The organism is Pseudomonas sp. GW821-FHT03C07 (assembly GCF_059420925.1).
This window is the reverse complement of the sequence record NZ_JBWKUQ010000028.1, coordinates 43817-67494: the sequence shown is the minus strand read 5'-3', so window position 1 is coordinate 67494 and position 23678 is coordinate 43817. Positions and strand designations below refer to the sequence as shown.

Here is a 23678-nt window from a genome sequence, read left to right as displayed (position 1 = left end):
GCTGTCGTTGGCTTCATTAGAATGCCACCGTGGCGCTACAGACGCCTCGGCTTGGGCGAGTCCATCCAATTACAGGGTTTGCGTCGTACTCAAGAGGAGTGATCGACACGGACCTGTAGGAGCTGGCTTGCCGGCGATGAACGCTCACGCGGTCTCGGATCAGTGCAGAACCCGAGGCGCCTCATCCGGCGGCAGGTTGTTGCGCAGCGGCGGCGCTGAACCCGGGCCCATGTCCGGCCCACCCAACTGCAGGCTCAACTGTCGCGCCACATCCTCGCCCAGCGCCTTGGACACATCGCGCACCACCCGCGGCCGGTTCAGCGACACGTGGACATCCCGGCTGTTGACCAGCTTGGTGTCCTGGCCTTCGCCCATGGCGGTGAACGCCGAGGTGATCTCGTAGGTGCGGGTATTGATCAGGCTGAAATCGCCGACCAGGGTCAGCCCCAGTACCGCCGAGTAGCTGTCGGTATTGGCCAGCTCGTTGATGTCCTGGGTGAAGTCGATGTCCGACACGGTACCGAACAGCACGAAGTCGGCGCCCTTGAAGCTGCCGCCCTTGATCCGCTTGATGACGTCGTAGACGTCACCCTTGGAACTGGCGGTATAGGGCGTGCCCTGGACCAGCTGGAACATCCCGCTGCGCAGAATCTCGCCCTTGATATCGCCAGTGAACCGGCGCAACTCGCCTTGCTCGATATAGCTGCTGCGGCTTTCGTACTCGTCGTAGCTCGACGAGCCACTGGCGCCGTAGTAACTCTGCTGCTGGTTGTCCCGCGCCGAAATAGTGTGGATGTACTGTTCCACCTTCGCCTGGTACGCCAGGTCCGCCACCGCCACCTTGGGCGCGGCCTGGACGCCGAAGGCGCAGACCAGGCCGATCATGCCAATCCATGCACGCATTGTTTAACGCTCCGTGGTTTTGCGGATCTCTTTTTCGTCCATCCATTCGGCCAGGCCGCTTTCGACGTCGATCAGTTGCAGGCTGAACTTGTAGAACACGTCCTTGTAGTCGCTGCTGCGCTTGACGATCGAGCTGATCGAGCCTTCCAGGCGGTACTTGGCGGCGATCATGTTGCCGGTCTTGCTGACGGTATTCTTCTTGTACAGGCCGCTCTGGTTCTGCAGCTTCAACTGGTCGACCTGGCTTTGCATCTCGGTGTTGTCGCTGGCGAAACGGGCGGTGCCGCTCTTCATCAACTGGGTCTTGATCGAGGTGGTGATCTCGCGGGTATCGATGTACTCGCTGGTCTTGTTCTTCACGTCATAGACCTGCACCACTGGACGCCCTTGCAGGACACCGGACTGGGCCAGGGAACGAGTCATGGACTCGGCGATCGTCTGCAGGTCGGTGGAGCCAAACTCGTTGGTCACCAGTTCCACGGCCTTGGTGTCGCCGTAGCTGATGTTCTTCCCGCCCAGTACGGGCGAGGTGTTGTTGGCGCAGCCGCTGGCCAGCAGGGCGACGACGGCAAGGAGGGACAGGCGTGCAAACATGGCATGATTCTCTTCAAAAGGACGCGAGAGGGCGGCGTCGACTCAGGGGGTTTTGACTTCAAGACGGAAATCGGTGGCCTTGGGCGTCGGAGCAATGGCCGGCAGAAAGGTGCTCTGGGCGCCATACAGGTTCAAGGTCTTCCAGACTTCGTCGTCGGCTACCGGGAAACCGTCGTTGCCCAACCAGGCGAAACGGTAATACATCATCTTGTTCTTGGTGCGGGTGTTGCTCAGTTGCACCTTGACGGTCAGAAAGCCGTTTTCCCGGGCGACGCGGATGGCCCCGACCTCGATGTTTTCCATTTCGCCCATGGCGACGATCTTGCTCGCCGCGCTACCGGGGGCCGGAGGTGGCGGCGGTGGGGTGGCGCACCCGGCCAGCAAGGCCAGAGCGACAGCAGCAGTCAGTTTGAAACGCATGCACGAGACTCCTTTGTTCAAGGTTGTTTGAGGCTGGCCACGGCCGTCGGCCCGGCATCCGCCATCCGCGCGGTGGCTACACCGCTGGTGAACACCTGGTTGCCGACGGCGCGCAGGCTGATCACCTGGTAGCGGTGGTCGACCGTGAACGCTACGCGTGAGCCGCCGAGAGCGTTAGGCAGGGTGACCTGGTGCTCACCCTTTTTCAGGCGCAGGCGCACGACCTGGGTGGTGTCCGGCAGGGTCCGCCAGGTTCGGGTGTCGGCGCCTTCGAGGACCGCGGAGGTGATGCCCACGGCCAGACCGGCCAGGGGGTTGGTCTGGTTCAGCTTCGCCTGCACCGCGCCGCGGCTGATGGCCCGGACGCTGGTGCGCAGGATGATCCCCGGCATGTCGTCACGCAGGGCGCGGCGGGACATGGCGCTGGTGCTGTTGAGCAGGGTCAGGTTCTGCGGCTGGCCGTCCACGCCGATCTGGGCAAAGGTGGCCGTCGAAGTGTCGGCCTGGATGATCGGGAACGACAGCGGGGTGATGACCAGATTGTGGTCGATCGGTAGGGGCAGCGGGATGCTGATGGAGGCACGGGACGGTGCCAGGCCGCTCTGCACGACAATCAGGATATCGCTGTCGTCATCCTTGCCCGCGGGCTTGTCGAGATTGACCAGCGCCTGCTCCAGCAGCGGCGTGTTCGGGCGCAGTTCGACGGCCTGGCGATAACCGGGCGCGGCGAGGTCTTTCTCGCCGATGGCTTCGTAGACGAAACCGGCCAGGTAGTGGCTGAACGCACTCTGGTAGCTGTTCTTCAGGCCGACCACGTCCGGGGCGTCGAGGCTGGCCACCGGATAACCCTTGAGGTCCTTGTACTGGGTCTTGATGCCCTGCTGGTCGGCCTCGGTTTCACTCTTGAGGTATTGCTTGTCGCGCAGGTCGGCGATCACCGCTTCGCGCTCGTGGGTTTTCTTGATCGCGATGCGCGCGCCGTCGAAATCATTCAGAGCAAGCTGGTTCAGCGCCATCTGGGTGGTCAGCATGACTTTTTCGTAGTCATAACCTTCATAGCGACGGACCTTGTCGTTGACCAGGAAACTGCCGAACTGGGCGAGGTACTTGGCACTGTCCAGTTTCACCGCGTCTTCCCACTGACCGACCATCTGATCGGCGCTGCCCCAGGCTTTCTGGCTACCGGCCAAGTCACCCTTGGCCTGCAGCAACTCGCCTTTTTCGAAGAAATACAGCAGGTCCTTGTCGGCATCGCTGTTGTTCTTTTCCAGCAGGGTCAGCGCGCCATCGACATTGCCCGAGGCCAGTTGCTGGTTGGTTTGCGTCAGTTCAGTGTCGTAGCTACGCATGATCGAACAGCCGGACAGCAAGGTCGCGGCGCCGAGGGCGAACGAGAGGAGGGCACGGGATGCCATGGGATCTTCCCTGATGAAAAAATCAGCCGAGCATGCTGGTCGGGCTGAGATGGACCCATTGAGAGGGAAAGTGGCTACCCTGCCAATTCCTCATGAATCGAGGAGCTTTTAATGCCCTATCGCAATAACGAGGGCGCGCCAGTATAACCGTGGCCATTGGCTATGTAATGGCTTTTTAGGATCATCCGGGCAGGAGGAAGATCCGCTTGCCGATGACCCGCAGGCTGACCACCTGGAAGGGATGCTCGATATTGACGCTCACCGGCAGCGCGCCCGGGACATGCGACAACAGCAATTTATGCGTGCCGGGCTTGAGGCGCAGGCGCGCGACCTGGGTGTTGTCCGGCAGGGTGCGCCAGGTGCGGGTGTCGGAGTCGCCAGTGAAACCCTGGTAAACCGATGAGGCTTTTGCCGGCTTGCGTTTGTTGTCCTGGGCCTGCAGTTCGGCATTGAAGCGCGCGCTCGAAAGGGCGAAGGCGATGATTGCGGGCATGTCGTCGTGCAGGGTACGCAATGACATGTCGGCCGTACTGTTGAGCAGGGTCAACGATTGTGGCTTGCCATCCACGCTGATCTGCTTGAGGTGCGCCGTCGAGCTGTCGGCTACCAGCGCCGGAAAGGGCTGGTTCACGGTGATCACCTGTCCGTCCTCTGTTTGCACCTGAAGGGGCACGCGCAAGGAAATGAGCGCCGGTGCCAGGCCGGTCTGGACGATGACCAGTACGTCACTGTCAGGGGCGGTGTCAGCGGGCTTGCCCAGGTTGGACAGGGCTTTTTCCAGTAGCGGCGTATTGGGCCGTAGCTCGATGGCCTGGCGGTAACCCGGCGCGGCGAGGTCGCGTTCGCCCAGGGCTTCATAGACGAAGCCGGCGAGGTAATGGCTGAACGCACTCTGGTAGCCGTTTTTCAGGGCAATGACCTGCGGCGAATCGAGAGTCGTCACCGGGTAACCCTGCAGGTCCTTGTAGCGCAGCTTGATACCTTTGGCCTTGGCCTGGTCTTCGACCGCCAGGTATTGCTTGTCGCGCTGCGTGGCGATGAGGGCTTCGCGTTCGTGGCTTTTCTTGATATCGACGCGGGCACCCTCGAAGTCGTTTCGGGCCAGCTGGTTGAGGGCCATTTGCGTGGTCAGCATGACCTTCTCGTAGTCATAGCCCTCGTAGCGATGAAACTTGTCGCCGACGAGTCCGATGCCGAGGATCTGGTCGAGCCCCAGGGACTTCAGAGTGGCGACGACCTGGGGCCCTGCTTCGTACTGGGACACCTGCTGGTCCGCTGCGCGCCAGGCCTCCTGGCTGCGGGACAGATCGCCCTTGGCCCGCAGCAGTTCGCCTTTTTCCAGGTAATAGAGCAGTTCCTTGTCGTCCCAGGGGTTGTGTTGCTCCAGCAACTGCAGCGCGCCATCGACGTTGCCCGAGATCAACTGCTCGTTGGTGGCCTGGAGTTCCCGGTCGTAGTTGTGAAGCAGCCCGCAGCCGCTCAAGAGCAGGGCAGAGGAGAGCAGCGTGAGTAAAAGGCGGGAGGGCATCGGGTGTCGTTCCTTGTCTTGCCGTGGCCGGTGAGCGGGTGATGAGCGTTAACGCAAGGCATCTGACACCCAACGGAGTCGGTGGGAGCTGGCGTGCCGGCGATAGCGCTGGTGAATACTACAATGCCATCACTGACCCGCCACACTCCTGCCTGTCACCGAGGGGCGCTTTTCGGCTTCAGGATGCCTGACCTCGATCAAAACATTGCCGAATCGGGCCGCTCAGGGTTGAGCCAAAGGGATTGAGAGTGAACAATGTGTTACTTCGCATTTAGATTTAGGCTTTCCATGACTGTACCCTCTCGTTTCCTGGCGTGGCTGATGCTGCCGCTGTTCGCTCTCTGCAGCTTCAACCTGCTGGCCGAAACCGTGGAGGGCGCTCCCCAGGCCCTGCACCTGCTTGACTATATCGGCGCGGATTACCCGCCCACGGTGCAGGCGGGCCAGGTGGTCGACGACGCCGAATACCGCGAGCAACTGGAGTTCATCAAGGTCCTGCAAGGTCTGGTCGCTGCGTTGCCGGCCAAGCCGGAGAAGGCCGGGCTGGTGCAGGGCATCGAGCGTTTGCAGGCCGCCGTGAGCACCCGGGAAGAAGGTGAAAGCGTTGCCCGCCAGGCTCGGCAACTGGGGGCGAAGCTGGCGCTGGCCTATGAGGTCAGTCAGGCGCCGATCATTACCCCGGACCCGAGCCGTGGGGCGCCGCTCTATGCCCAGCACTGTTCGGTATGTCACGGTGACGCGGGGGCCGGCGATGGCCCGGCCGGTGTCGGCCTGACGCCACCGCCTGCCAACCTGCGGGATGCGGCGCGCCTGGATCGGCTGAGCCTCTACGCGATCTACACCACCTTGGGGCTGGGGGTCGAAGGCACCGATATGCCGGCCTTTGCCGACCAACTGGATGAGCGTCAGCGTTGGGACCTGGCGACCTACATCGCCGGATTCAGTGCCACCCCGGTCGCGGCCAACGGCGGGAAAACCTACAACCTGGCCGACCTGGCCCGCTCGACGCCAGCTGAAGTACAGACCGCCGAAGACCCGGAGGCGGCCGCCACCTTCCGCGCCCAGCGCGCCCAACCGCCACAGGTCAAGCGTGGTCCGGGGCAATTGCTCGACTACACCGCTACGACCCTGGACAAGAGCCTGGCGGCCTACCGTTCTGGCGAGCATGAACAAGCCTACGACCTCTCCGTTGCGGCCTACCTGGAAGGCTTCGAGCTGGTGGAAAGCTCCCTGGATAACGTCAATGCCACGGTGCGCAAGGACACCGAGAAGTCGCTGATGGCCTATCGGCAAGCGCTGCAGGACGGTTTGCCGCTGGCGCAGGTCGAGCAGCATCTGGATGTTGCCAAGGGCAGGCTCAAGGCGTCGGCCGAGCTGTTGGGCAACGACGGCCTGAGTCAATCGTTGAGCTTTATTTCCGGGTTGCTGATTCTGCTGCGCGAAGGCCTGGAAGCCATTCTGGTCCTGGCGGCGGTACTGGCCTTCCTGCGCAATACCGGCCAGCAGTCGGCGGTGCGCAGCGTGCACGTCGGCTGGGGCCTGGCGCTGTTCGCTGGGTTGCTGACCTGGGCGGCGGCGGCTTACCTGATCGATGTCAGTGGTGCCCAGCGTGAGTTGCTGGAGGGTTTCACCGCGTTGTTCGCCAGCGTCATGGTGCTCTGGCTCGGGGTCTGGATGCATGACCGGCGGCATGCGGCGGCCTGGCAGGACTACATCAAGAGCAGCCTGGTCAGTGGCGGCGGACGCTTCGGCTTCGCGCTGCTGGCGTTTTTCTCGGTGTACCGCGAGCTGTTCGAAGTGATCCTGTTCTATGAAACCCTCTGGTTGCAGGCAGGTCCCGCGGGGCACAGCGCCGTGCTGGCGGGTGCCGCCACTGCGCTGGTGCTGCTGATCGGGCTGGCCTGGGTGATCCTGCGTGGTTCGGCGAAGCTGCCGCTGGCGTTGTTCTTCGGGATCAATGCCGGGTTGCTCTGTGCCTTGTCCGTGGTGTTTGCCGGACACGGGGTCAAGGCGTTGCAGGAAGCCGGGATCTTCGGCACGCGGCCGCTGGCGTTCTTTGAATTCGACTGGTTGGGGATTCATGCCGACGCCTACTCGCTAGGGGCTCAGGCGCTGGCGTTGCTGGCGGTTGTGGTGTTGTACGGCCGCAGCCGGTTGGCGGAAAAGCGTCGGGCCCAGGCGGTTGCCTAGTGCCTGCGGGAACTTGAGAACACTGCCGACCTTGTGGGAGCGGAGCTTGCCCGCGAAGGGGCCCTAAAAGCCGCCAAAAGCTTCGCGGGCAAGCTCCGCTCCCACAAGGTTTTGGGTCGTACACAAAAGTGTGAGTGGCGCAGAAATTGTGGAAGCCGGCTTGCTGGCGATGGCGTCCGGATGGGCACCGCAAGGCTCAAGGGCCTTATCGCTGGCAAGCCAGCGCCCTCAAGGAGCGCGTTAACCTACAGGGGCCGTGTTCGACGTTCCCGAGTATCTGGCGTTAAATGTCTACAGCTTTGGCATTCATTGTCAGCGGATTTCTCCGCCAGAGCCCCTAATCTTTGCAGATCGATTCTGGAAGGTTGGCCCCATGGACTTCGTGCCTTACGCGGTACCGTTTTTCATTGCCCTGATTGTCATCGAGCTGCTGGCCGATCGCTGGCGTGGCGTGAACAACTATCGAATGGCGGATGCCATCAACAGCATGAGCACCGGCGTGCTGTCGACCACTACCGGGCTGCTGACCAAGGGCGTCGGAATACTCACCTACGCCTTTGCGCTGCAGCACCTGGCGCTGCTCGAACTGTCCGCGCAAAAACCCTGGGTCTGGCTGTTCGCCTTTGTCGCCTACGACTTCTGCTACTACTGGCTGCACCGCCTGGGGCACGAGCGCAATATCCTCTGGGCCGCGCACTCGGTGCATCACCAGAGCGAGGACTACAACCTCAGCACGGCCCTGCGCCAGACCAGCACCGGCTTCCTCTTGAGCTGGATCTTCTATCTGCCGCTGGCGATGCTCGGCGTGCCGCTGGTGGTGTTTATCAGCGTGGCGTCGCTGAACCTGTTGTATCAGTTCTGGGTACATACCCGGCACGTGCCCAAGCTGGGTTGGTACGAATGGTTCTTTGTCACACCGTCCAATCATCGGGCGCATCATGCGCAGAATACGCTCTACATGGATCGCAACTACGGCGGGGTATTTATCCTCTGGGACCGGCTGTTCGGCACCTTCCAGGAAGAAGACGAGCGCGAGCCGGTGGTCTTCGGCGTGACCACGCCGCTGGCCAGTTGGAACCCGCTGTGGGCCAACCTGCAGTTCTATGCCCAGTTGTGGGCCGATGCCCGGCGGGCGCAAAGCTATTGGGACAAGTTGCGGATCTGGTTTATGCGCACCGGCTGGCGTCCGGCCGATGTCGCCGCCCAATACCCGCTGAACAAGCCGGACCTGAGCCAGTTCCGCAAGTTCGAGGTGCCGCTGGAGGTGCGCCAGCAGGTCTATCTGGCCCTGCAGTTCGCGGTGTATGTCGGCTTGGGCAGTTATCTGATGAACTTCGCCGAGCATTTGCCGCTGGCGGCACTGCTGCTGGGCACCGGCAGCCTGGCGCTGGGCCTGTTCGTGCTCGGTGCGGCGCTGGAGAATCGCCCTTGGGCGCTACGCCTGGAGCTTATCCGCCTGGCATCCAACCTGCCGTTGGTCTGGTGGGCGCCGTTGGTCGGGCTGTGGCCGGCCAGCCCGCTGGGCTGGGTCGGGGTGTTCAGCTACAGCCTGTTGAGCCTGATCGGCCTTTACTACTGCGGCAAGCCGCGCGTTATTCGCCTGGCCGGTTCGTAGTTTCGGCCAGACGGGCCTCGGCCCGGGCCAGGCGCGCGCTTCTGATGCGCCGCCAGCTCCAGAGGAGCAGGCCGCCCACCAGCAGGCCGCCGAGCACCCAGAGCTCGTATTTCTTCACGCTGCCGAGCATCCCTTCGAGGATCGCCCCGAAGTGATAGGCGGCCGCGGCCAGGGCCGCCGCCCAGATCGCCGCGCCGATACCGTTGAGCAACAGGTAGCGACCCGGCGGATAACCCGACAGGCCGATCGCCACCGGCATCACCGTGCGTAAGCCGTAGACGAAGCGAAAACTCAGCACCCAGATATCCGGATGGCGGCGGATATGCTCCAGCGCCCGGTCACCCATCAATTGCCAGCGCGGCTTGCGGGCCAGGAGTTTGCGGCCATGCTTGCGCCCCAGGAAATACCACAGCTGGTCACCGGCATAGCTGCCGAAGAACGCCACGATAACCACCAGGTTGATGTCCATGTATCCGCGGAACGCGAGGAAGCCGGCCAGTACCAGAATGGTCTCGCCTTCGAAAAACGTGCCGAGAAACAGGGCGAAGTAGCCGAAATCCTGCAGAAATTGTTGGAGCATTGTCTGGATGCTGGCGAAATGAACGCGCAGCCTAACCCTTCGGTGACAGAGAGGAAAGTGTCGAAATGTGTCTCGACGTTAACATTTCCTACAAGGACCGCGACTGTGGCGACGGGTCGCAGGAGTAAGCACAACTGTAATTCCTTCGTCATAATGGCCGCTTATAACTGCCATGCTCGCCCGCTTGTGCGGGCTCAGGAGTCTGCCGTGAGCTTTACCCCCGCCAATCGCTTGTTTCCTGCTACCCGCCTGCGTCGCAATCGTCGTGATGATTTTTCTCGCCGTCTGGTCCGTGAGAACGTTCTGACAGTCGATGATCTGATCTTGCCGGTGTTTGTCCTGGACGGCGAAAATCGCCGCGAAGCCGTGGCGTCGATGCCGGGAGTCGAGCGTCTGAGCATCGACCTGCTGCTCGAAGAAGCGGCGAAATGGGTCGAGCTGGGGATTCCGGCATTGGCGCTGTTCCCCGTGACACCACCCGCACTCAAGTCGCTGGACGCCAGCGAAGCCTGGAACCCGCAAGGTATTGCTCAACGCGCCACCCGTGCCCTGCGCGCGCGTTTCCCGGAGCTGGGGGTGATTACCGATGTTGCCCTGGACCCGTTCACCACCCACGGGCAGGACGGCATCATCGATGAAGAAGGCTACGTCCAGAACGACATTACCGTCGACGCCCTGGTCAAGCAGGCCTTGTCCCATGCCGAGGCGGGCGCCCAGGTGGTTGCGCCTTCCGATATGATGGACGGACGCATCCAGGCGATCCGCGAAGCCCTGGAACTGGCCGATCACGTCAATGTGCGGATCATGGCCTATTCGGCCAAGTACGCCAGCGCCTACTATGGTCCTTTCCGCGATGCCGTCGGCTCTGCCCTGAACCTGGGCAAGGCGAACAAGGCGTCCTACCAGATGGACCCGGCCAACAGCGACGAAGCCCTGCATGAAGTGGCCGCCGACCTTGCCGAAGGGGCCGACATGGTCATGGTCAAGCCGGGCATGCCGTATCTGGATATCCTTTTTCGAGTCAAGGATGAATTCAAGGTGCCGACATTTGTCTATCAAGTTAGCGGTGAGTACGCCATGCACATGGCGGCCATCCAGAATGGCTGGCTGGGCGAAGGCGTTATTCTTGAATCCTTGACCGCTTTTAAACGGGCTGGTGCCGATGGCATCCTGACCTACTTTGCCGCCCGCGCCGCTCAACTGCTACGAGAGCAGAAATAGCCCTCACAGGAACACTCGATGAATACCGAAGGACTCAGCGAAGTTGAAGTAAAGGACGCCCAAGCGGTGGTCGAGCAGATCGTCGAAACCCCGCCGGAGCTGGAGCCCGTGCCGGTGGTTGCCGAGGCGCCGCCCGTGGTGGCGCCGACGGCGGTGGCGATTCCCGGCCTGGATGACAGTAGCCTGTATATCCACCGTGAGCTGTCGCAGCTGCAGTTCAACATCCGCGTGCTGGAGCAGGCGCTGGACGAGTCCTACCCGCTGTTGGAGCGTCTCAAGTTCCTGCTGATCTTCTCCAGTAACCTGGATGAGTTCTTCGAGATTCGCGTCGCCGGGCTGAAGAAGCAGATCACCTTCGCCCGTGAGCAGGCCGGCGCCGACGGCTTGCAGCCGCATCAGGCCTTGGCGCGCATCAGCGAACTGGTGCACGGGCATGTCGATCGCCAGTACGCGATCCTCAACGACATCCTGTTGCCGGAGCTGGAAAAGCACCAGGTGCGCTTTATCCGCCGGCGTTACTGGACCACCAAACTGAAAACTTGGGTCCGTCGTTATTTCCGCGATGAGATCGCACCAATCATCACCCCGATCGGCCTCGATCCGACGCACCCGTTCCCGTTGCTGGTGAACAAGAGTCTGAACTTTATCGTCGAGCTCGAAGGCATCGACGCCTTCGGTCGCGACTCGGGCCTGGCGATCATCCCGGCGCCGCGCCTGCTGCCGAGGATCATCAAGGTACCCGAAGACGTGGGTGGGCCTGGCGATAACTATGTATTCCTGTCGTCGATGATCCACGCGCACGCCGACGACCTGTTCCAGGGCATGAAGGTCAAGGGTTGCTACCAGTTCCGCCTGACCCGTAACGCCGACCTGGCGCTGGACTCCGAAGACGTCGAAGACCTGGCCCGCGCCCTGCGCGGCGAGCTGTTCTCCCGGCGCTATGGTGACGCCGTGCGCCTGGAAGTCGCCGACACCTGCCCGAAACACCTGTCGGACTACCTGCTCAAGCAGTTCAACCTGAACGAGACCGAGTTGTACCAGGTCAACGGCCCGGTGAACCTGACGCGGCTGTTCAGCATCACCGGCCTGGACAGTCATCCGGAGCTGCAATACACACCGTTCACCCCGCAGATCCCGAAACTGCTGCAGAACAGCGAGAATATTTTCAGCGTGATCAGCAAGCAGGACATCCTGCTGCTGCACCCGTTCGAATCCTTCACCCCGGTGGTCGACCTGCTGCGTCAGGCGGCCAAGGACCCGCACGTCCTGGCCGTGCGCCAGACCCTGTACCGCAGCGGCGCCAACTCGGAAATCGTCGACGCCCTGGTGGACGCGGCGCGCAACGGCAAGGAAGTCACCGCGGTGATCGAGCTGCGCGCGCGCTTCGATGAAGAGTCCAACCTGCAACTGGCCAGCCGCCTGCAAGCCGCCGGTGCGGTAGTGATCTACGGCGTGGTCGGCTTCAAGACCCACGCCAAGATGATGCTGATCCTGCGTCGCGAGGCCGGCGAGATCGTTCGCTACGCGCACCTGGGTACCGGTAACTACCACGCCGGCAACGCCCGCCTGTACACCGACTACAGCCTGCTGACGTCCGACGATGCGCTGTGCGAAGACGTCGGCAAACTGTTCAGCCAGTTGATCGGCATGGGCAAGACGCTGCGCATGAAGAAGTTGCTGCACGCGCCGTTCACCCTGAAGAAGGGCATGCTCGACATGATTGCCCGGGAAACCCAGTTCGCCGTCGACGGCAAGCCGGCGCACATCATTGCCAAGTTCAACTCGCTGACCGATCCGAAGATCATCCGCGCGTTGTACAAGGCCAGCCAGTGCGGTGTGCGCATCGACCTGGTGGTACGCGGCATGTGCTGCCTGCGTCCGGGCATCGCCGGGGTTTCGCACAATATCCACGTGCGCTCGATCATCGGCCGCTTCCTCGAACACACCCGGGTCTTCTACTTCCTCAACGGCGGCGAAGAACAGATGTTCCTCTCCAGTGCCGACTGGATGGAGCGCAACCTCGACAAGCGGGTCGAGACCTGCTTCCCGGTGGAAGGCAAGAAGCTGATCCTGCGGGTCAAGAAAGAGCTGGAAAGTTATCTCACCGATAACACCCACAGCTGGAGCCTGCAGTCGGACGGTCGTTATATCCGCAACACGCCGACCGGCAACCAGAACCCGCGCAGTGCCCAGGCGACCTTGCTCGAGCGCCTGAGCAACCCGATCCTCAGCGTACGTTGAGGGTAATACTGACTCGGGTCAGCCACTCCGCTTCCAGCGCGAAGTCGGCCTGAGTCAGCTGGTTCTGCTCCAGCCAGTCCTTGGGAAACACCACATCCAGGCTATCGCCGTCGGCACGCAAGGTGACCTGCGGCATTTCCTGGGTGCCACGGATGTGATGGAACAGGATCGCGAAGCGCAGCAATACGCACAGGCGAATCAGCTTGATGCCTTCATCGCCGAACTCGGCAAACTTGTCCTTGGGAATATTGCGCCGGTGCCCGCGTACCAGCAGGGCGAGCATTTGCTGGTCTTCCCGTGAGAAACCGGCCAGGTCCGAGTGCTCGATCAGGTAGGCGCCGTGCTTGTGGTACTGATAGTGAGCGATGTCCAGGCCCACTTCATGGACCTTGGCGGCCCAGCCCAGCAGTTCGCGCCAGACCCCGTCAGCCAGTTCCCAGGCATCCGCCACCTGGTCGAAGGCATGCAGCGCCTTGCGCTCGACCCGCGCCGCCTGTTCCAGGTCGACGTGGTAACGCTCCATCAGCGAGCTGAGGGTGCGTTCGCGCACGTCTTCATGGTGATGGCGGCCCAGCAGATCGTAGAGCACGCCTTCGCGCAGGGCGCCGTCGCAGTGGTCCATGCGTTGCAGGTCGAGGGCGTCGAAGATCGCCTCGAGAATCGCCAGGCCCGCCGGGAAGATCGCGCGGCGATCGGGCTTGATCCCTTCGAAATCGATTTTCTCGGCATCGCCGAGCTTGAACAGCTTGCGCTTGAGCCAGGCCAGCCCTTCGGCATTGACCTCGCCGCTGCCCTGGCCGCCGGCCTTGAGGGCCAGACCGATGGCGCGGATGGTTCCGGACGAGCCGATGGCTTCATCCCAGGTCAGGCGGTGCAGCGCGTGCTCGATGCTCATGATTTCCAGGCGCGCCGCGGTATAAGCCTGGGCGTAGCGGGCCGGGGTGATCTTGCCATCGCGGAAATAGCGCTGGGTGTAGCTGACGCAGCCCATTTGCAGGCTTTCGCGCAGCAGCGGTTCGAAGCGCTGACCGATGATGAATTCGGTACTACCGCCGCCGATGTCGGCTACCAGGCGCTTGCCCGGGGTGTCGGCGAGGGTGTGGGACACGCCGAGGTAAATCAACCGGGCTTCTTCACGGCCGGAAATGACTTCCACCGGGTGGCCGAGGATTTCCTCGGCGCGGCGGATGAATTCGCCACGGTTGCGCGCTTCGCGCAGGGCGTTGGTGCCGACGATGCGGACGGCGCCCAGGGGCATGCCGTTGATCAGCTGGGCAAAGCGCTTCAGGCAATCGAGCCCGCGTTGCATGGATTCTTCGGTGAGCTGACGGTCCTCGTCGATACCGGCCGCCAGCTGAACCTTCTCGCCGAGGCGCTCCAGGATTCGGATCTCACCGTTCTGGGCCTTGGCCACGACCATATGGAAGCTGTTGGAGCCCAGGTCGATGGCTGCGATCAGGGACAGATTCTTGGCTTGGGAATGCGGCATGGTTGAAGGATCTCGGTCGATAACCTCGCCATCCTGCCACGATCAGGCGCCGACGCCAATGTAGGACGCCTGGGAGCATCAGGCCTGGGGCTTGTGGCGAGGGGGTTGGAAAATCATTGCTTCAATTTTCCTACATAAATATTTCGCATTGATGACCTGGGTCATCAATTGTGACGACAGCGATCTTTATGAAAGTTGGCAGTGTTTGTCTATCCATCGTACCAAGAGCGTGGCCGCTTCCGGTTTTCTTGTCAGGGGCCAGCGTGGAAACTAGCGGCAGGCAATCAAGCCTGGGTGTTAATTATTTATTGGGCAGAACTCGGGAGTCCTGAGTACTTGCCCTGTTTCGGGTGAGACCCAGGGTCTGATCCCGCAGTCCTGAATAACATACATCTGCTAAAACTTAATAATAGGGAGTAGGAAAATGAAGTTGGTATCCGGCTGGACGCTCGGTGCTCTATTGGTTGCACTGGGGGGCAATGTCCACGCGGCGGACCTGTTGGTCAAAGGGACGATCGTTCCGGCCAGTTGCACACTGAGCCTGCACAATGGTGGGGTGGTCGATTATGGGAAAATTCGTGCTGCCGAGTTGGGTGTCAACGCCTACACGACCCTGCAGCCGAGAGGGGTACCATTTTCGGTCAGTTGCGACGGCGGCACGCGGGTCGGGGTGAAGACCCTCGACAATCGTTCCGCCAGCAAGGTCCCGGGGATCTTGCAGTCGGCCATCGGCCCGGAGTATGGCGATGTCTACAACTATGGCCTGGGGACCACGGCGCACGGCAAGCGGATCGGCGGTTACGCCCTGAGCGTGAAAGATTCCGTGGCTGATTTTCCGTTGGTCAACACGATCGTATCGACCAATAACGGCTTGAGCTGGAATCGTGGCAACGGCGCCTTGGGCCAGTACCAGAACATCATGTCCTGGAGTGGGTTCTTTGCCACTCATCCGGCAGCGGTACAGCGGGTCAGTGGTACCTTGGAAGTCCAGGCGGTTATCAACAAGACCTCCGAGTTGGATGTGACCGAAGAAATATACCTGGACGGTCTGGCGACGCTGGAACTGCGTTATCTCTGAGTCATGTTGATGTAAGTAACAGGGCGACCGGCACAGGTTCATGTGCCGGCGTTCCGTTGTTATTTGTTTCGAACAATAAGAACTCGTTCGCCAGGAGCGTATCGCTTGAAAGTTGTGACCCTTGTACCGGTGTCCGGGTCTTTGTGTGCCGGTGTGCTGTTCTTTCTCCTCGGGGTGTCCTGGAGTGTCGCCCGTGCCGATGGCATGCAACCGGAAACCACGGTGGTGGTTCTCTATGAGGAGGAGGGGGAGGCGAGTATACAGATCAAGAACACCGACAACGGTCCGGCCTTGCTGCATTCGGCTATCGAATCCATTCCCGAGGATCTTGAGTCGCTGGTGGTGATCACGCCCCCCGTCACCCGAGTCGATGCCGGTGAGACACAATTGGTCCGCTTGCTCAGCGCCAACAGTGAGCCACTCAAGACCCAGCGTTTGAAGCGCGTCACCTTCGAAGGCATTCCCCAGCGCAAAACCGGGGCCGGCGCTACCGTTGGCATCAGCCTGCGCCAGAACCTGCCGCTGATCCTGCATCCCAAGGGGTTGGCCCGGCATCCGGCGCCCTGGAAGGAACTGACCTGGCATCTGGAAAAATCTCGGCTGGTGGTGCGCAACGACAGTCCCTATGTGGTGCGTCTGTCGCCGGAGTTGGAACTCAATCCGCACAAGGTCAGCGTGATGCTGAGTCGCGGTTATGTCCTGCCGGGGGAGGCGCTGGCGATCGAAACGGGCGCGACGCAGCTCCCGGCCACCTCGGTCACGCTGCAGCCGGCGACGGTCTATGGTTTTGCCGTCGCCCGTCACGAAGCCCCGATCCTGGCCGAGGCGCTGTGACGGCCTTATGAGAAACCCAGGACCGCCAGGTAAGTTCGCTCCAGCATCGGGGTTGGCCAAGGCACTCGGTGTCGCGGCCTTGCTGGGGCTGGGCGAGCCGCTCGCCGCCGAGAAAAAGGATGATGGGTCGGATGCGGAGTTTGACCTGTCGGTGCTTTCCGAGCGTGGCCTCGATCCGCAGGTGGCCGATTACTTTCGCTCGGCGCCACGCTTTCGCGAAGGGACGCAGCGGGTGATGCTGGAACTCAACGGCAATCGTCTGGGACTGACAGCGCTACGTTTCGACCGGGACGGCGAGTTGTGTTTCACCTCCGGGTTGCTGGACAAGGCCGGATTGAAGATGCTCGACGCTGAGGCGCGGGCCACCGAGGAGGACTGTCATGCCTTTCTGCGCGAGTACCCGCAGACCCAGGTCATCCTGCGGCCCAGCAGCGAGGAGGTTTCCCTGTTGGTGCCGACCCAGGCCCTGCGCGGGCCGGCGCTCAACAGCGGGGTCTACGCCCGTGGCGGCACGGCTGGGCTGCTCAACTACGATGTGCTGGGTTTCGATACACGCTCACGCCAGGGCGGCGGACGTTTCTTCTCGGCGACCACCGAGGCCGGGTTCAATGCCGGCGACTGGTTGGTCCGCAGCCGCCAGTTGCACGTTTCCAACGATGGGCAGGAGCAGAGCTCGCATTTGTATGCCTATGCGCAGCGAGATTTCCTGCCGTGGCAGACGACCTTCCAGGCCGGTCAGATCAACAGTGCCGGGCCGGTGTTTGCCGGGGTCCAGCTTTCCGGCATGCAATTCATGCCCGATGGTGCACAGCGCGGCCAGGCCGGCCACGGGGTATTGGTCGAGGGCGTGGCCTTCGACGCGTCGCGGGTCGAGGTCCGCCAGTCCGGAGCGCTGATCCATACCAGCCTGGTGCCGCAAGGGCCTTTCAGCCTGGGCGGCTTGCCGCTGCTCAACGGCACCAGCGACCTGGAGGTGAAGGTGATCGGCCAATCCGGCGGCGAGCGCCGTTTCGTCGTGCCCGCCGCGTCTTTTCCGGGCGCCACGGCGGTCCAGCCCGGTTACTACCTCGCCCTGGGGCGGTTGCGTGGTGCTCAGGGTCGCGCCGAGGAACCGCCGTTGCTCGTCACCGGCAGTGGCACCTGGGGGTTGGGCCAGGCCACGTCCTTCAGCGCCGGGCTGCTGGGCAGCGATGATTACCGCGCCAGTGGCTGGGCGCTCGACAGCCGCCTTTGGCCGCAGGTTGGCGTCGGTCTGCGCAACAGCTTGTCCCACGACACCCGACGTGCCCTGGCGGGGAGCCAGAACAGCCTGTCGTTGAACAGCCCGCTGGGGGCAGGTGTCGATCTGGACCTCAGCGCCACCCTGCGCAGTAGCGGTTATCGCGATCTGCTGCAGGTCGGCGAGATGGGCCTGGAGGACGATCCCGGTTCACGCTTCAAGCACCAGTACACCGCCGCGCTCGGTTGGTCGGACTTGCAATTCGGCGGTTTCAGCCTCGGTTACTCGCGCAATGTGATGTTCGACGGGGGCTTGTCCCGACGCCTGCACGGCTCATGGAACAAGAGCTACCGCTACGCCAGCCTGAGCCTCAGTGTCGACTCCGACGTCGGTTCGGGCGGCGACCGCCATGCCCTCGACTCGGGCCTGGGCATACGGCTGGGCGTCAGTGTCCCGCTGGGTGGCAACCGGCGCATCGGCAGCTACCTCAATCGACGGGGCGAGCGCCTCGATATCGGCGGCGATTACCGTGAGCGAGTCAGTGACCTGGTCAGTTATGACCTGGGGCTGGAGCAGGACCTCAAGGGTGATCGGCAGATCACCCGCGGCAACCTGAACCTGATGCCGCGTTACACCCAGGTCGGCCTGGGGGTGACACGCAACCCCTCTAGCAGCAGCTACAGCGGACAGCTGTCCGGAGGCCTTGCGCTGCACGAGGGTGGCCTGACGTTCTCGCCCTATGCCATCCAGGAGACCTTCGGCGTGGTCTCGGTGGGCGATCTTGCCGGCGCCCGGATCGCCACGCCCCAAGGTCCGGTCTGGACCGATTTCAGCGGCCAGGCGGTGGTCGCTGGCTTGCCGGCCTACCGCAGCAGCCAGTTGGCAGTCGACACCCGCTCGTTGCCGCGGCGGATCGACCTGCGCAATGGGACGAAAACCCTCGAAGCCGGGCGCGGTTCATTCAATCGGGTGGATTTCACCGTGGTGAAGGCTCGACGGCTGCTGCTCAAGGTCACCGACGAAAACGCCGAGCCGTTGCCCCAGGGCGCCCCGGTATTCAGTGAGAACGAGGCCTTCCTGACCACGGTGGTGGGCGACGGCCTGGTTTTCCTGAGCAATGTCGAGGCCGGCCAGCGGCTCTCCATCAGACGGGCGGATCACACGACCTGCACGCTGCCGGTCGAGCTGTCCGAGTCCACGGACAGCGATCGGCTCTATGAAACGGCTACGGCGGTTTGCCGGGCGAGTCAACCCTATGGAAGACCTTTATGAGCTCTCGCGTCCGCGCGGTTTTACGGCGTTGTTGCTTCGCGCTGGTGCTGTTTTCAGTCCCGGTCGGCGCCAATGACTGCACGCTGTCGCTGAGTCAGTCGCAGATTGAATTGGGTGCGTTGCGCTCGGGAGCCTTGGCGCGGGCACCCGGGCAGCCTGAACTGTTTCTCGGGACCCGCCGGCTGAGCCTGAACATCGCCTGCCCCTGGCCGACCTCGATGGTGCTGCGTTTCGAGGGGGCGGCGGCGGGACCGCAGGCCTTTCGCTTCGATCGCCAGGGGCGTTTTACGGTGAGCCTGAGCAATGCCTGGCTCGACGGCAAGCCGGTGACCCTGGCGGTGGCGCAACGTCCGGCCGAGGCGGCGGCCAGTTACTTGATGGCGCCGGGCCAGAGTCTGGTGGTGCTGGCTCGGGGCCTACCGGCCAAGGGGCGGTTTTTCTCGGCGCAGGTCGAGATCGACACGCACCTGCCGGTCAGTGCGACCCGGGTGCGCGACGAGACGCCGGTCGAAGGTCGCGGGCGTTTCGAGCTGCTGCCGGGCGAATAACGGCTCAGGCCGGCGGTTCCACACTGCCGATAAAGTTCGCCAGTTCCGGTGTCTGCGGGTGGGCGAACAGATCCCTGGGATCGCCCATCTCATGCACCTTGCCCTGGTGCATGAACACCAGCTTGTCGCCGACTTCCCGGGCGAAGCGCATTTCGTGGGTGACCATGATCAGGGTCATGCCTTCCTTCGCCAACTGACGGACCACACTGAGCACTTCATTGACCAGCTCCGGGTCCAGCGCCGAAGTGATCTCGTCGCACAGCAGCACCTTGGGCGACATCGCCAGGGCCCGGGCAATGGCCACGCGCTGCTGCTGGCCGCCGGAGAGACGTTCCGGGAAAGCGTCGAATTTTTCCCCCAGGCCGACCCGTTCGAGCATCTGCCGCGCCAGCTCGGCGGCCTTGGCCCTGGGCATTTTCTGCACCACCTGGGGCGCGAGCATAACGTTTTCGCCGACGCTCAGGTGCGGGAACAGGTTGAACTGCTGGAATACCATGCCGACCGTTTGCCGCAGGGTGCGCAAATCGGCGCGGGCGGCGTCCAGGTAGTGGCCGTCGACCTCGATCACCCCGTCGTTGATCGACTCCAGGCCATTGAGGGTGCGCAGCAGGGTGCTCTTGCCCGAGCCGCTGCGACCGATGATCGCCACCACCTGGCCTTCCTCGACGCTGAGGTCGATGCCTTTGAGCACGTGGTGATCGCCGTAATACTTATGCAGGGCAGAAACTCTAAGAAGCGGCATGCAGTCTCCTTTCCAGGTAGCGCGCACTGAGGGACAGGGGGTAGCACAGCAGGAAATAACCGAGAGCTACCAGGCCGTAGATCATGAAGGGTTCGAACGTGGCGTTGGCGAGCATGCCGCCGGTCTTGGTCAGTTCGGTGAAACCGATGATCGAGGTCACAGCGGTGCCCTTGATCACCTGCACCGAAAAGCCCACGGTCGGCGCCACGGCGATACGCAGTGCCTGTGGCAGGATCACATGGCGCAGTTGTTCATACGGGGTGAGCGCCAGGCTCGCCGAGGCTTCCCACTGGCCGCCCGGAATCGACTCGACGCAGCCGCGCCAGATCTCCGCCAGGTAGGCGCTGGTGAACAGCGTCAGGGCAATGGCCGCCGCCAGCCAGGGCGAGATATCCACCCCGAGCAAGGCCACGCCGAAAAACACCATGAACAGTTGCATCAGCAGCGGCGTGCCCTGGAACAGCTCGATGTAGGCGTGGGCGAAACCGCGAGCAAAGCCGTTTTCGCTGATGCGCAGCACCATCACCAGCAGGCCGATCAGGCCGCCACCGACAAAGGCCGTCAGCGACAGGGCGACGGTCCATTGCAGGCCCGCCAGCAGGTTGTTGAGGATGTCCCACAAGGTGAAATCCATCAGCGGTTCCTCACGATGTAGCGGCGCCCCAGCCAGTTCAGCAACTGCCGGATCAGCAACGCCATGACCAGGTAGATCAGGGTGGTCAGGGTGTAGGTTTCGAAGGCGCGGAAGTTGCGTGACTGGATGAAGTTGGCGGCGAAGCTCAGCTCCTCGGTGGCGATCTGCGAGCAGACCGCCGAGCCGAGCATGACGATGATGATCTGGCTGCTCAGGGCCGGCCAGACCTTGCCCAGCGCCGGCAGCAGGACCACGTGGCGGAAGGCTTCGAAGCGGCTCATGGCCAGCGCCGCCGCCGCTTCCAGTTGCCCACGGGGGATCGCCTGGATCCCGGCGCGGATGATCTCCGTGGAATAGGCGCCGAGGTTGATCACCATCGCCAGCACCGCCGCCTGCCACTCGGAAATCTGCAGGCCGAGGGAGGGCAGGCCGAAGAAAATGAAAAACAACTGCACCAGGAACGGCGTATTGCGGATCAATTCGACGTAGACGCCGAAGATCGCCGCGAAGGGGCGGATCTGCCAAGCCCTGACCACGGCCCCGACAATGCCCAGGCTGACCCCGAGCAAAGTGCCGATGGCGGTCAGTTCCAGGGTGAACAGGGCGCCGCGCAACAGCAGGTCGGCGTTGTGCAGCACCGGCAGGAAGTCGAACTGATAAGCCATGGAGCGAACCTCAGGCGAGCGCGATCAGAGATCGGCCGGAAGTGGTTGCTTGAGCCACAGCTGGGCGTTTTTTTCCAGGCTGCCGTCGGCCTTGGCGGTGGCGAGGATCTGGTTCACTTTTTCCAGCAGCGCCGGTTCGTTCTTGTTCACGCCGACGTAGACCGGCGAGTCCTTGAGCTTGACCTTCAGTGCCGGGATGCGTTTCGGGTTGCGCTCGGCGATGGCCACCATCACCACGTTGCCGCTGGCGATCAGGTCGACCTGCTTGGCCAGATAGGCCGCAATGGTGGTGTTGTTGTCCTCGAAGCGCTTGATGGTCACGCCCTCGGGGGCCACGGCGGTCAGCTCGATGTCCTCGATGGCGCCACGGGTGACGCTGATGGTCTTGCCCTTGAGATCGGCCAGGCCGTTGATCGGGGCTTCCGGCGGGCCGAAGACCGCGAGGTAGAAGGGCGCATAGGCACGGGAGAAGTCGATGACCTTCTCGCGCTCGGGATTCTTGCCGAGGCTGGAGATCACCAGGTCGACCTTGCCGGTGGTAAGGAACGGAATGCGGTTGGTGCTGTTGACCGGGGTCAGTTCCAGCTTGACCTTGAGCTGCTCGGCGAGCAGCTTCGCGGTGTCGATATCCAGGCCGCGGGGTTTCATGTCCGGACCCACCGAGCCGAACGGCGGGAAGTCCTGGGGCACGGCGACCTTGAGGGTGCCACGGGCGACGATGTCATCCAGGCCATTGGCGTGGGCGGGGGCCTGACTCAGCATCAGGCTGGCCAGCAAGGCAGTGAGCAGGGCGCTGCGGCGTTGGGTCATGGCAACTCTCCGAATCCAGAAGGGCGATCTCTGTGCGGGGCAGTGCACAGCCCATGCCACACTTGTCCGAAACCCTGCACTTGCTGGTACGGCGGGGCTTTTCATGGTCTTACTGGTCTGAACAGTTGCAGAGCTTTCGCACTCTTATCGAGCATTCGTTCGCGGCGCTGAACCAGCGCTGGGCGTGACTTGCCGGATCCGGCCAATAGCTTTACAACTAGCGCTTTCCCGGACCAACAGCTGAAAAAGACAATGAATTCGATCTCCCGCGCCGTCCCGGAAGTGGCGCTGCAAGCCATCCGCAAACTGATCGCCGACGAGGGCTTCGGCCCGGGCGACGTGCTGCCCTCGCAGCGCGACCTGGCACTCCGGCTGGGGGTCAGCCGGGCGTCGTTGCGCGAGGCGCTGTCGTCCCTGAGTGCCCTGGGGGTGATCAGTGTGCAGCCGGGCAAGGGCGTCTTCGTGCAGGCGCCGGTGGAGTTGGCGCCGCTGGCCAGTGGCCTGGCCTGGCCGTTCGCGGCCCAGGCTTCAGCGGAGGATATCTTCCAGTTGCGTTATGCCCTGGAGGGGTTTGCCGCGGGCCTGGCGGCGGTGACCTTGAGCGCCGATGAGCTGGATGTCCTGCAGGACAACGTCGAGGCCTTGCGGCTGGAGCTCAAGGCGGGGGATTTCGAGGCGGCCGCGCGGCTGGATTTCGATTTTCACCGGCGCATCCTGCTGGCCAGCGGCAACCAGGCCATGGTCGGTATCCTCAGTGCCAGCGCCGAGCTGTTCCTGGAAAGCCAGAAGCTGCCGTTCATCCGGGCGGAGCGAGCCATGGAAACCTGGCAGGAGCACCGCAAGATCCTCCGTGCCCTGGCGCGGCGCGCCTCGGGAGCGGCTCAGAAGGCGATGCAGGAGCATGTGCGCAACGCGGCCCTGCGCACCGGTATTGTCTTCGTCACGCCCGGCTGATCACGGTCCCTGTAGGAGCAGCCGGTCGACGCTCGATTGCTCGCGATGGCGGCCCAGGCACCGCAGGGTCCCAGGCTTTACGCGTTATCGTTGATGTCCATCGCGAGCAAGCTCGCTTCTACAAGGGGGGCGGTGCTTGTGAGGGCGTCTTTGTGCAGCGCGCGCGTATTGGGCTATACCCAAATTGATCGTTTGTCATAGTTAGACTCAATTAACTGCGGCTTCCTGTACGTAGGAAGGCCAGCTATGATGAGCGACGTTTTTTGCTTACAACCTGGAGACTTCCATGAGCAGCGATCTGATCAAACACGTTAGCGACGCTAGCTTCGAGGCCGATGTAATCAAGGCCGAAGGCGCTGTGCTGGTCGACTACTGGGCTGAATGGTGCGGCCCCTGCAAGATGATCGCCCCGGTCCTGGACGAGATTGCCACGACCTACCAAGGTAAACTGGTCGTCGCCAAGCTGAACATCGACGAAAACCAGGAAACCCCGGCCAAGCATGGCGTGCGCGGTATCCCAACGCTGATGCTGTTCAAGAACGGCAACGTCGAAGCGACCAAGGTCGGCGCACTGTCCAAGTCGCAACTGACCGCTTTCCTCGACGCTCACCTGTAAGGTCGGCATCGTCAAAAAAGGCCCCGCAAATAGCGGGGCTTTTTTCGTTGTTAGGGGCTAGACGTTCACAATTGCAGGTGTTACATTCGGCCCCGCACTGGTTTCTCCAC

At 62.6% G+C, this 23678-nt stretch carries 21 protein-coding genes; 10 read left to right on the top strand and 11 right to left on the bottom strand.

What is annotated here, in order from left to right:
• Positions 1-159 precede the first annotated feature (159 nt).
• The 5 genes from AC07VG_RS31445 to AC07VG_RS31425 form a co-directional block, all read right to left on the bottom strand.
• Positions 160-903, bottom strand: coding sequence for a penicillin-binding protein activator LpoB (locus AC07VG_RS31445; RefSeq protein ID WP_495000057.1), 744 nt, complete (start codon positions 901-903; stop codon positions 160-162).
• A 3-nt stretch (positions 904-906) separates the two neighbouring features.
• Positions 907-1497 carry a penicillin-binding protein activator LpoB gene (gene lpoB / locus AC07VG_RS31440; RefSeq protein WP_495000056.1) on the bottom strand — a complete coding sequence of 197 codons (591 nt, stop codon included), beginning with the start codon at positions 1495-1497 and terminating at the stop codon, positions 907-909.
• A 42-nt stretch (positions 1498-1539) separates the two neighbouring features.
• The gene (locus AC07VG_RS31435) at positions 1540-1917 is read right to left on the bottom strand and encodes a YcfL family putative periplasmic lipoprotein (RefSeq protein WP_495000055.1); all 378 of its coding nucleotides are present in this window, start codon (positions 1915-1917) and stop codon (positions 1540-1542) included.
• Between the two features lie 17 nt (positions 1918-1934).
• Positions 1935-3332: a COG3014 family protein gene (locus tag AC07VG_RS31430; RefSeq protein ID WP_495000054.1), complete on the bottom strand. Its 1398-nt coding sequence runs from the start codon at positions 3330-3332 to the stop codon at positions 1935-1937.
• Positions 3333-3513: 181 nt separating this feature from the next.
• Positions 3514-4860, bottom strand: coding sequence for a COG3014 family protein (locus AC07VG_RS31425; protein ID WP_495022433.1), 1347 nt, complete (start codon positions 4858-4860; stop codon positions 3514-3516).
• Between the two features lie 288 nt (positions 4861-5148).
• Between AC07VG_RS31425 and AC07VG_RS31420 the strand changes: the two genes are divergently transcribed.
• Positions 5149-7050, top strand: a complete 1902-nt coding sequence (locus AC07VG_RS31420) for an FTR1 family protein (RefSeq protein ID WP_495022432.1) — start codon at positions 5149-5151, stop codon at positions 7048-7050.
• A gap of 373 nt (positions 7051-7423) precedes the next feature.
• Positions 7424-8665, top strand: coding sequence for a sterol desaturase family protein (locus AC07VG_RS31415; protein WP_495000051.1), 1242 nt, complete (start codon positions 7424-7426; stop codon positions 8663-8665).
• Here the strand turns inward: AC07VG_RS31415 and AC07VG_RS31410 are convergent.
• Entirely contained in the window at positions 8643-9245 is a 603-nt protein-coding gene (locus AC07VG_RS31410; RefSeq protein WP_495000050.1) for a DedA family protein, read from the bottom strand. The genes AC07VG_RS31415 and AC07VG_RS31410 overlap by 23 nt on opposite strands.
• A 207-nt stretch (positions 9246-9452) precedes the next feature.
• Between AC07VG_RS31410 and hemB the strand changes: the two genes are divergently transcribed.
• Together hemB and ppk1 are read left to right on the top strand one after the other, a co-directional pair.
• Positions 9453-10466 (top strand): porphobilinogen synthase, encoded by a 1014-nt coding sequence (hemB, locus tag AC07VG_RS31405; protein ID WP_495000049.1) that lies wholly within the window; start codon positions 9453-9455, stop codon positions 10464-10466.
• Positions 10467-10484: 18 nt separating this feature from the next.
• Complete coding sequence (gene ppk1, locus AC07VG_RS31400; RefSeq protein WP_495000048.1) at positions 10485-12707, top strand: polyphosphate kinase 1; 2223 nt, start codon at positions 10485-10487, stop codon at positions 12705-12707.
• On the opposite strand, the gene ppx is transcribed toward ppk1, so the two are convergent.
• The gene (gene ppx / locus AC07VG_RS31395; RefSeq protein ID WP_152736718.1) at positions 12694-14196 is read right to left on the bottom strand and encodes an exopolyphosphatase; all 1503 of its coding nucleotides are present in this window, start codon (positions 14194-14196) and stop codon (positions 12694-12696) included. The genes ppk1 and ppx overlap by 14 nt on opposite strands.
• Positions 14197-14620: 424 nt before the next feature.
• On the opposite strand from ppx, the gene AC07VG_RS31390 reads away from it, so the two are divergent.
• The 4 genes from AC07VG_RS31390 (at position 14621) to AC07VG_RS31375 (ending at position 19147) form a co-directional block, all read left to right on the top strand.
• Positions 14621-15274, top strand: a complete 654-nt coding sequence (locus AC07VG_RS31390) for a DUF1120 domain-containing protein (protein ID WP_495000047.1) — start codon at positions 14621-14623, stop codon at positions 15272-15274.
• Positions 15275-15430: 156 nt separating this feature from the next.
• Positions 15431-16108 carry a fimbria/pilus chaperone family protein gene (locus AC07VG_RS31385; protein WP_495000295.1) on the top strand — a complete coding sequence of 226 codons (678 nt, stop codon included), beginning with the start codon at positions 15431-15433 and terminating at the stop codon, positions 16106-16108.
• A 7-nt stretch (positions 16109-16115) separates the two neighbouring features.
• On the top strand, positions 16116-18599 hold the full coding sequence (locus AC07VG_RS31380) for a fimbria/pilus outer membrane usher protein (RefSeq protein ID WP_495022431.1): 2484 nt from the start codon (positions 16116-16118) through the stop codon (positions 18597-18599).
• Positions 18596-19147: a DUF1120 domain-containing protein gene (locus AC07VG_RS31375; RefSeq protein WP_495000045.1), complete on the top strand. Its 552-nt coding sequence runs from the start codon at positions 18596-18598 to the stop codon at positions 19145-19147. Before AC07VG_RS31380 ends, AC07VG_RS31375 begins: the two co-directional genes overlap by 4 nt.
• Before the next feature lie 4 nt (positions 19148-19151).
• Here the strand turns inward: AC07VG_RS31375 and AC07VG_RS31370 are convergent, their stop codons facing one another.
• Genes AC07VG_RS31370 through AC07VG_RS31355 form a run of 4 tightly spaced genes read right to left on the bottom strand, consistent with a single transcriptional unit; the run spans position 19152 to position 21998 of the window.
• Positions 19152-19889: an amino acid ABC transporter ATP-binding protein gene (locus AC07VG_RS31370; RefSeq protein ID WP_495000044.1), complete on the bottom strand. Its 738-nt coding sequence runs from the start codon at positions 19887-19889 to the stop codon at positions 19152-19154.
• A complete protein-coding gene (locus AC07VG_RS31365) occupies positions 19876-20526 on the bottom strand; it encodes an amino acid ABC transporter permease (protein ID WP_495000294.1) in 651 nt (216 codons plus the stop codon). The genes AC07VG_RS31370 and AC07VG_RS31365 overlap by 14 nt, the downstream gene beginning before the upstream one ends.
• On the bottom strand, positions 20523-21188 hold the full coding sequence (locus AC07VG_RS31360) for an amino acid ABC transporter permease (protein ID WP_495000043.1): 666 nt from the start codon (positions 21186-21188) through the stop codon (positions 20523-20525). Before AC07VG_RS31360 ends, AC07VG_RS31365 begins: the two co-directional genes overlap by 4 nt.
• 24 nt (positions 21189-21212) lie before the next feature.
• Positions 21213-21998, bottom strand: a complete 786-nt coding sequence (locus AC07VG_RS31355) for a transporter substrate-binding domain-containing protein (protein WP_495000042.1) — start codon at positions 21996-21998, stop codon at positions 21213-21215.
• 252 nt (positions 21999-22250) lie between these two features.
• On the opposite strand from AC07VG_RS31355, the gene AC07VG_RS31350 reads away from it, so the two are divergent.
• Both AC07VG_RS31350 and trxA read left to right on the top strand, forming a co-directional pair.
• Positions 22251-22952, top strand: coding sequence for a FadR/GntR family transcriptional regulator (locus tag AC07VG_RS31350; protein WP_495000041.1), 702 nt, complete (start codon positions 22251-22253; stop codon positions 22950-22952).
• A 286-nt stretch (positions 22953-23238) separates the two neighbouring features.
• Positions 23239-23568, top strand: coding sequence for a thioredoxin TrxA (gene trxA, locus AC07VG_RS31345; RefSeq protein WP_248795011.1), 330 nt, complete (start codon positions 23239-23241; stop codon positions 23566-23568).
• Positions 23569-23678: the final 110 nt, after the last annotated feature.

Bases quoted from the DNA above. Each gene is read 5' to 3' on its own strand.
- AC07VG_RS31445 (WP_495000057.1), bottom strand. From the start codon at position 903: ATGCGTGCATGGATTGGCATGATCGGCCTGGTCTGCGCCTTCGGCGTC.
- lpoB (WP_495000056.1), bottom strand. From the start codon at position 1,497: ATGTTTGCACGCCTGTCCCTCCTTGCCGTCGTCGCCCTGCTGGCCAGC.
- AC07VG_RS31435 (WP_495000055.1), bottom strand. From the start codon at position 1,917: ATGCGTTTCAAACTGACTGCTGCTGTCGCTCTGGCCTTGCTGGCCGGG.
- AC07VG_RS31430 (WP_495000054.1), bottom strand. From the start codon at position 3,332: ATGGCATCCCGTGCCCTCCTCTCGTTCGCCCTCGGCGCCGCGACCTTG.
- AC07VG_RS31425 (WP_495022433.1), bottom strand. From the start codon at position 4,860: ATGCCCTCCCGCCTTTTACTCACGCTGCTCTCCTCTGCCCTGCTCTTG.
- AC07VG_RS31420 (WP_495022432.1), top strand. From the start codon at position 5,149: ATGACTGTACCCTCTCGTTTCCTGGCGTGGCTGATGCTGCCGCTGTTC.
- AC07VG_RS31415 (WP_495000051.1), top strand. From the start codon at position 7,424: ATGGACTTCGTGCCTTACGCGGTACCGTTTTTCATTGCCCTGATTGTC.
- AC07VG_RS31410 (WP_495000050.1), bottom strand. From the start codon at position 9,245: ATGCTCCAACAATTTCTGCAGGATTTCGGCTACTTCGCCCTGTTTCTC.
- ppk1 (WP_495000048.1), top strand. From the start codon at position 10,485: ATGAATACCGAAGGACTCAGCGAAGTTGAAGTAAAGGACGCCCAAGCG.
- ppx (WP_152736718.1), bottom strand. From the start codon at position 14,196: ATGCCGCATTCCCAAGCCAAGAATCTGTCCCTGATCGCAGCCATCGAC.
- AC07VG_RS31390 (WP_495000047.1), top strand. From the start codon at position 14,621: ATGAAGTTGGTATCCGGCTGGACGCTCGGTGCTCTATTGGTTGCACTG.
- AC07VG_RS31380 (WP_495022431.1), top strand. From the start codon at position 16,116: ATGAGAAACCCAGGACCGCCAGGTAAGTTCGCTCCAGCATCGGGGTTG.
- AC07VG_RS31375 (WP_495000045.1), top strand. From the start codon at position 18,596: ATGAGCTCTCGCGTCCGCGCGGTTTTACGGCGTTGTTGCTTCGCGCTG.
- AC07VG_RS31370 (WP_495000044.1), bottom strand. From the start codon at position 19,889: ATGCCGCTTCTTAGAGTTTCTGCCCTGCATAAGTATTACGGCGATCAC.
- AC07VG_RS31360 (WP_495000043.1), bottom strand. From the start codon at position 21,188: ATGGCTTATCAGTTCGACTTCCTGCCGGTGCTGCACAACGCCGACCTG.
- AC07VG_RS31355 (WP_495000042.1), bottom strand. From the start codon at position 21,998: ATGACCCAACGCCGCAGCGCCCTGCTCACTGCCTTGCTGGCCAGCCTG.
- AC07VG_RS31350 (WP_495000041.1), top strand. From the start codon at position 22,251: ATGAATTCGATCTCCCGCGCCGTCCCGGAAGTGGCGCTGCAAGCCATC.
- trxA (WP_248795011.1), top strand. From the start codon at position 23,239: ATGAGCAGCGATCTGATCAAACACGTTAGCGACGCTAGCTTCGAGGCC.